1 protein-coding gene is annotated in these 1,307 nt (G+C 50.3%); it reads right to left on the reverse strand.

Annotation, left to right across the window (positions count from 1 at the left end; all coding sequences use genetic code 11):
• Positions 1-151: 151 nt before the first annotated feature.
• Complete coding sequence (locus tag J2D75_RS14250; protein WP_207855450.1) at positions 152-1,198, reverse strand: hypothetical protein; 1,047 nt, start codon at positions 1,196-1,198, stop codon at positions 152-154.
• Between the last annotated feature and the right edge of the window lie 109 nt (positions 1,199-1,307).

Genomic DNA, 1,307 nt, shown 5'->3' on the forward strand with positions numbered 1-1,307 from the left:
TTGACATACGCGTCTATAAATTGCTTTCCACATAGCGGACACGAGCATTACATCTCTCGGTGGCGAATTGAGGCCTGGCTGCTTGCGGCGAGTCAACATATCCAATCCGCCCTCTTGCTGAAGCAAGACACGAATGCGCACTAAAAGCATATCATGTATCAAGGGATAGTTCGGCCACCCACCGCTCAGCATAGTGCTTTGGAAGGAGTGCGTGATGCGGCGTTAACTTGAAGCGAATACCTTCACTGTCACGGACGATATCAGAGACGCCACTACCCACCCAGAACAGAGCAAGATTGCGGTCCGCTGTACAAAGTTGCATTTGTATCTCGGGAAAGAGGGCCAGAAAATTGACAAGCAAATCGAGTGACTGCAAATCCGATAACGTGTTGTAGGCATCCGCGCTGCTATAGGATTGGCTGAATTTGAGGAGGCTTTTCGCGGCCGATTTTCTTGTGTTCACGAGGGTGCTAAGCGCAGCGAGAACCACGAACGAGTTCAGGGGAACTCCGCAGTCCTTCGCTGTAGCGAGGATATCGTTCCATCGCTTGTCCATATTTCGGTGTGCCACTGGTGAGGCTAATGTCGGTCCGACGCGGCAAAGGAACGCCTGCTTACGCGCCATAGCTGGTCGAATATCTTCGATCAGCCTCAATAGGCTACTGGCCGAATCTGGTCCGAATATCACTGCTGCTTCTGGTAACGCCTTGCGCAGCTTGACGACCGCTTCTTCTAGCTGTGCACGTGCAATATCGGGGGGCGGTAGTGAGCGTTTATTGCCCTCCAGCGCGAACAGTAGCGGATTAATACGAACCGGAGCACCTTGGAAAAGATCAAGGAAATCTTGCGCGTGTTCAATCTTTTTATCGAAGTCGAAACGACTGGCGATCTCTGTGACAATATGGCCATCGGGTAGGACCACAGCGTCTCTCTGCTTCGCAGCGAGCGAGGATGGCAACCAGCCTCCTCGTACAAGCCCTATTGCTTTCGAAGTAAACGGGCTGATTAAAGTCGACCTAATATTGACGAATTGGCTAGAATCGATACCCTCAATGTTAGTCTCAACGATCCGTCCGTTATACATTTCAAGAGGGATTGTGATCCTGACATTGGCTTTCGCATTTTCGAGTTCCTCATAGGGGCGCGGTCGGATATCGACTTCGGTAAATTCGATAGTACGAAGCGGAGCGCCGTCCATCTGCTCTTGTTCCTTATAGAGGAACCTGCAGCTGCCAAGAACAGGCGTTTGGATTGGATCAATCATACAAAATATTGATAATTAGGATCCTGACGATTGCAAAGAAATA

Origin of the sequence: Acetobacter suratthaniensis, assembly GCF_017377745.1 — a bacterium.
Taxonomy (GTDB): Bacteria; Pseudomonadota; Alphaproteobacteria; order Acetobacterales; family Acetobacteraceae; genus Acetobacter; species Acetobacter suratthaniensis.

Excerpts from the sequence above, each read along its gene's own strand:
- J2D75_RS14250 (WP_207855450.1), bottom strand. The coding sequence starts at position 1,198 with ATGGACGGCGCTCCGCTTCGTACTATCGAATTTACCGAAGTCGATATC.